We start from the raw sequence: 5,614 nt of genomic DNA on the forward strand, positions 1-5,614 counted from the left end.
GCTTGGGGAGTAGTCCCTAAGAGTGCTTGCCTTGTAGGTGTAGTCGGACTAGACATGAAGCTGTAAGACCAAAATTAGCTTTGCTAGTAGAGGCAGGATTCAGCCCAAGAATCTCCGCACTTTTAGGGCGGAGAGTGTCAACTAACGGCCAAGGAGAGATTCAGGTTATCGAAAATTTGGGTTGGAAAACCCCGCCCCTTTTAGGGCGGCTTTGTGTTAGAATCTTACTGGTCTAAAAAACCCCCCTATCATAAATACGACCGAATAAATATGCTAGGTTGAAATGCCTGCAACGGGTTGACGATGAGTAAGGGGAAGCTGACGGCCGCTGGGAACTCCATGCTAGAGGCAAAACATACCTTGTGTCGGTATGTATAAACCCAAATTAAATTAGTCGCCGGAGGGCATTCGGAGACTTTAAATGGACGTGGAGAAAGTGTCAGACTTAAGCAATTAAGCGTTTTTCGCTATCTGCGTCAACCCCATTCGGCGACTACCCTAAAAAAGTAGCGTGGTGAGGAATCAGCGTCCGTTTACGGCGGTGAGGATGTCAAAATAGAGAATGCTGTCTTTACAGGTTAAATCTTTTTCGAGAAACCCCATGGCAAAAAAATCGATGGTAGAACGCGAGAAAAAACGCGCTCGTCTCAGACAAAAATACGAAGCTAAACGGATGGAACTAAAAGAACAATTCCGTACCGCCGAAGATTTTGAAGAAAAACTGGCAATTCACCAAAAATTACAGGAATTACCCCGCAATAGCGCCCCCAGTCGTCACCGCAACCGTTGTTTAACGACCGGCAGACCGAGAGGATACTATCGCGATTTTGGTTTATCCCGCAACGTTTTACGCGAATGGGCCCACCAAGGTCTTTTACCCGGTGTGGTCAAGTCTAGCTGGTAGTCAGAAACAATATCTAGGGAAAATACCGTGATAGAGGCGTGGTTTTTGCGTCTCTATTACTGTTTTTAAGCAATTTTAGCGATAAAAAAACCCTCGATCGAGCGATCGAGAGTTAACCATGAACAGAAAATTTACCTAGACTACAGTAGCAGCTTTACGGGCAGCGGCGGCCTCATCGGGATGAATACCGAGACGGGTGAGATTGAGACGACCTTTACTATCGATCTCCCGTACCTTGACTAACACCTCATCCCCCACGGCCACTTCATCCTCCACCTTACCGACGCGTCCCTCGGCCAATTGGGAAATATGGATCATTCCCTCTTTTCCTGGCAAAACTTCCACAAAAGCACCGATTTGGATAATGCGAGTCACGCGACCGAGATAAACCTCACCCTCATTGAGTTTGCGGGTCATATTGTAGATCAGTCGTTTAGCTTTTTCGGCCTGTTCCCCATCGGTGGAGGAAATAGTGACAGTACCATCGTCATCGATATCGATTTTCGTGCCGGTCTGTTCAGTAATCCCTTTAACCGTCTTACCACCCGGCCCGATTACTAACCCGATCAGATCTGGATCGATCTTGATCGTCAATAACCGGGGTGCGTGGGGAGATAATTCCGTGCGCGGTTTTTCTAGGGTCGCTAACATCTTCTCTAGGATATGTTTGCGGGCCGGTAAAGCTTGTTCGATCGCCTTGGCCACCACTTCCATGCTTAAACCGGGGATTTTCATATCCATCTGGAGAGCGGTGATGCCAGAATCCGTGCCAGCCACCTTAAAGTCCATATCTCCCAGAAAATCCTCGATACCCTGGATATCGGTCAAAATCCGCACTTCTTCCCCTTCTTTAATTAAACCCATGGCCGCACCGCTAACGGGTTTTTTCAGGGGAACACCGGCATCCATCAGCGCCAGGGTAGAACCGCACACGGAACCCATGGAGGTGGAACCATTAGAAGAGAGGACTTCCGACACTACCCGCAGCACATAGGGAAATTCCTCTTGGGGGGGAAGGACAGGTACGATCGCCCTTTCCGCTAAAGCACCGTGACCAATTTCTCGACGGCCGGGAGAACGCATGGGACGGGTTTCACCGACGGAAAAGGGGGGGAAATTGTAGTGATGCAGATAGCGTTTTTCGTCTTCGGGATGGAGATCGTCGCCCAAATCCTGAGCATCACCGGGGGTGCCAAGGGTGGCGATCGAAAGCACTTGGGTTAAACCGCGATTAAACAGACCGCTACCGTGAACCCGACGGGGTAAAACTCCCACCCGGCAAGAAATCGGGCGTACTTCGTCCAGTTGGCGACCATCAACCCGCACCCCATCCTCAATAATTTGGGCGCGCATCAGTTTTTTGGTCAGATCCTTAAAGAGATTACCGATTAACTTCGGTTCTTCCAGCGTTGGAGCTTTTAAGGTATCTTCATCGGGGAGAGCGGTTATAGTTTCCTTGAGCCGATTTTCGATCGCCGCTAATTTCTCATCCCGTTCGGTTTTGCTGAGGGTAAACTGACAGAGAATCTGTTTAATTTCCTCTTTAGCTTGTTCTTTTAGGAAATTCTGCACGGTTTCGTTTACTGCCGGCGCTTCTCGGGTGACGAGGGGAATACCCAACTGATCGATCAATTCCCGTTGAGCGCTGATCAGGTCGCGCACTGCTTCATAACCAAAATCGATCGCCTCAATAATATCCCGTTCCGGTAACTGATTGGCTCCCGCTTCGATCATCACCACCCCTTCGGGACTACCGGCCACCACTAGATCCAATTCTCCGTTATGGATTTCCTTGTAGGTGGGATTGATGATAAATTCATCCCCTAGTAAACCGACGCGTACCGCTGCCATCGGACCTTGGAAGGGAATCCCCGCCAGCATAACTGCCACGGAAGCCCCGGTAACGGCCAAAACATCCGGGGGGACTTCCTCGTCCATTGAGAGGGTCGTAGCGACCACTTGGATATCATCCCGCAGCCAACTGGGGAATAGAGGCCGCAGGGGGCGATCGATCAAACGACCGGTCAGAATCGCTTTTTCCGGGGGACGACCTTCACGACGCAAAAATCCTCCCGGGATGCGCCCAGCGGCGTATAATCTTTCTTCGTAGTCAACGGTCAAGGGCAGGAAATCTACTCCTTCTCTGGCTTTGGCTGTGGTTGCTGTCACTAAAACCGCCGTTTCTCCCGATTGGATCAGAACACTACCGCCAGCTTGGGGGGCTAAAAGCCCTATTTTTAGTCGAATATCCCTGCCATCAAAGGATATTGACTTGTCAAACTCTTCCATGTAAAGTTATATTCCTTTCTTTCACTTTTCTCTGTGCTGTGGCAATCCTAGCATTTTTTGTCCCCCTTTCTGCCAGGTTTAGTATTCAGTGATCAGTTATCAGTGATCAGTTATCAGCTTTTTTCTCCCTGCTCCCCCGCAACGCGCACGAAGTGGTCTCCCAACTACCCAACTACCCCACTACCCCACTGATAACTGGTTACTGCTCACTGATAACTGAAAATACTCCCCACTACCCCACTGATAACTGGTTACTGCTCACTGATAACTGAAAATACTCCCCATACCCCACTTCCCTGCTTTTAAACAGAATTTAAGATTACTTGCTCAAACCGGCCAAAAAATGATAGTTTTAGATATAGGAATAATCTGGTTAAGAAAAAAATGTCTTCCCTTGCCGCTTGCTGGCCCAAAAATATTTCTAAGTATTAGCAGAACTGACTGACTGTCAGCAGTTGAGCGGGATTTTTCCTAGCTCGAAGAACTCCGGACAAAGAAAATTAAGACAATTAAAAGGATTGCGTCTCTATTATCTGTCAGACGCTTCTAATCCAGTGAATTTGCGGGTTATCTTCAAATTAACCCCGTTTAACCCTATTTGTGGCTATCGATTATGGCTGAAAGTTATTTACTAGACAAACTGCAATCTGTAGAACAGACCTACAAAGAATTAACCCGTCGTCTAGCGGATCCCGATGTCACCGGTAATCCGGGTGAATTGCATCGTCTGGCCAAATCCCGCGCTTCCCTAGAGGAAACGGTCAACACCTACGAAATTTGGCAAAAAAGTCAAGAGGATTTAATCGGTGCGAAACAAATCTTCAAAGAATCCGCCAGTGATCCCGAATTACGGGAAATGGCCGCCCTAGAAGTGGCAGAATTGGAGGAAAAAATCGCCACTTTGGAAGACCAATTAACAATTCTGCTGCTGCCCCGGGATCCCCTCGATGAAAAGAATATCATGCTAGAAATTCGCGCTGGGACCGGAGGTGATGAGGCCAGTATTTGGGCGGGGGATTTAGTGCGTTTGTACTCAAAATATGCCGAAACTCAAAACTGGAAAGTTAGCCTTTTGAGTGAATCTCCGGCGGATATGGGAGGATTTAAAGAGGCAATTTTAGAGATTAAAGGCGATAACGTCTATAGTAAGCTGAAATTTGAGGCGGGAGTCCATCGGGTGCAGCGGGTTCCTCTGACGGAAGCGAGTGGTCGCGTCCACACTTCCACCGCTACCGTGGCAATTATGCCAGAAGTGGACGATGTGGAAGTGCATATCGATCCCAAGGATATTGAGTTAACCACGGCTAGATCCGGGGGCGCAGGCGGTCAAAATGTCAATAAAGTGGAAACTGCGGTCGATTTAATCCATAAACCCACGGGAATCAGGGTTTTTTGCACCGAAGAGCGATCGCAATTGCAAAACCGGGAACGGGCCATGCAGATTCTCCGGGCGAAACTGTACGATATGAAGTTACAGGAACAACAGGAAGCGGTTAGTTCCATGCGACGCTCTCAGGTGGGAACCGGTTCGCGATCGGAAAAAATTCGCACCTATAACTATAAGGATAATCGTCTCACCGATCATCGCTTAAATCAGAATTTTTCCCTCGATCGCATTTTAGACGGCGATATCGAAGAGGTGCTCCAATCCTGTATCGCCAAGGATCAACAGGAAAAACTGGCAGAATTAGCCGCTGCCCAAGAGACAGCCTAATCAGGACACTCCGAGACTCCGAGACTCCGAGATTATTTTTATTTATCCCCCCCGCTCCCTTCTCCCCAACCCGCAACAGCCAAACCCCTTGCTACTTTTTGGCTTTAGACCTCTCGCATAATTAATTTTTGAGGAGTCAAAAACGGCAAAAATAAGGATTAAATGTCCTAAAATCTGTGAATAGACCATTTAATTGCTTATTATTCATTCTTAATTCTCCTGACTACTGACGACCGGCTCCTAACCCTAACAACAATTTTGGCGTTGTCAGATAAAGAGATGAGAAGGCAAAATAGATAGAAACTCAATCAAGGAAAAAAACGATGAAATGTCCAGAATGTAAAAGTGACCACATCCATAAAAATGGTCATCGTGGTCAAAAACAAAACTATATATGTGTAAACTGTGGTCGTCAGTTCACAGTTCACAGTTCACAGTTCACAGTTCTCAGTTCATCGATAGCTATGAAACCAAGAGCTATAGCGATGATGTGAAGCGCACCTGTCTGAAAATGTATGTAAATGGCCTGGGATTTCGAGGCATTGAGAGAGTAACGGGAGTCTCACGAACAACCATTATGGATTGGGTCAAACAAGTGGGAAAACTGCTGCCTGATTCCTATAATCCAGAAACGATTCCAGAAGTGGGAGAACTAGACGAATTAGAGACCTTTGTTGGTCAAAAAAAGAACAAAATCTGGATAGGGA

Annotated in this window: 4 protein-coding genes and 1 pseudogene; 4 read left to right on the forward strand and 1 reads right to left on the reverse strand. The window is 47.5% G+C overall.

Features of this window, described 5'->3' with window-relative positions:
• Positions 1-601 precede the first annotated feature (601 nt).
• Positions 602-904: a 30S ribosomal protein S14 gene (gene rpsN / locus IM319_RS16580; RefSeq protein WP_287685195.1), complete on the forward strand. Its 303-nt coding sequence runs from the start codon at positions 602-604 to the stop codon at positions 902-904.
• A gap of 135 nt (positions 905-1,039) precedes the next feature.
• Here the strand turns inward: rpsN and IM319_RS16585 are convergent, their stop codons facing one another.
• Entirely contained in the window at positions 1,040-3,193 is a 2,154-nt protein-coding gene (locus tag IM319_RS16585; protein ID WP_287685194.1) for a polyribonucleotide nucleotidyltransferase, read from the reverse strand.
• A gap of 455 nt (positions 3,194-3,648) precedes the next feature.
• Here IM319_RS16585 and IM319_RS22615 point away from each other — a divergent pair, with 455 nt between their 5' ends.
• From IM319_RS22615 to IM319_RS16595, 3 genes and pseudogenes are all read left to right on the forward strand, one after another.
• Complete coding sequence (locus tag IM319_RS22615; RefSeq protein WP_353737507.1) at positions 3,649-3,828, forward strand: hypothetical protein; 180 nt, start codon at positions 3,649-3,651, stop codon at positions 3,826-3,828.
• Entirely contained in the window at positions 3,807-4,907 is a 1,101-nt protein-coding gene (gene prfA / locus IM319_RS16590) for a peptide chain release factor 1 (protein WP_286826573.1), read from the forward strand. Before IM319_RS22615 ends, prfA begins: the two co-directional genes overlap by 22 nt.
• Before the next feature lie 323 nt (positions 4,908-5,230).
• Positions 5,231-5,614: pseudogene (locus tag IM319_RS16595) on the forward strand (IS1 family transposase); the annotation flags it as partial.

The sequence above is a fragment of the Microcystis sp. M113S1 genome (genome assembly GCF_020246945.1).
In the GTDB taxonomy this organism is placed as follows: domain Bacteria; phylum Cyanobacteriota; class Cyanobacteriia; order Cyanobacteriales; family Microcystaceae; genus Microcystis.